1 protein-coding gene is annotated in these 418 nt (G+C 61.7%); it reads right to left on the minus strand.

Translation table 11 applies throughout. The features are described 5' to 3' along the window. The coding region (locus tag K9U40_RS24140; RefSeq protein ID WP_282892576.1) for a hypothetical protein at positions 1 to 330 on the minus strand (330 nt) is incomplete at its 3' end. Positions 331 to 418 lie beyond the last annotated feature (88 nt).

A 418-nucleotide genomic window follows, 5' to 3' on the forward strand; every position in this document is an offset into this window, starting at 1 on the left:
GGGTGGAGCACCGTACTTGTAAGCCCTTGGGTATTCCGCAAAGAACCCGACACAGGCGCCGACGTCGCGCATTTCTGCGATGTCGTCGGCGCTGAGGTGATGTCCACCGACGCATCCCGGGCCAGCGACGTGCGCATAGGACTCGCTGGCGTCCGATGGCGCAGAGAGCCAGATAAGGCGATCCAGCCCCTTGCTATGGACGTACTGGGTGTCCGACTCGAACACCGTAGCGACGGCGCCAAGTCGGCCTAAGAGTCCCAACACGTCACCCGAGGTGAGCGAACTGTCAAGCGGGTTGAGCTGCACCGCCAAAATGATTTTTCTTTCCATGGTCTCTCCGAGTTTTCGAGGGAGGCCAGGCCCTGTGAGGCATGGCCCCACAGGGTTTGTTTGAGGCGCGGCAGCGCCAGCGATCAGC

The sequence above is a fragment of the Xanthobacter autotrophicus genome (assembly GCF_030015065.1).
GTDB classification, from domain to species: domain Bacteria; phylum Pseudomonadota; class Alphaproteobacteria; order Rhizobiales; family Xanthobacteraceae; genus Xanthobacter; species Xanthobacter autotrophicus_D.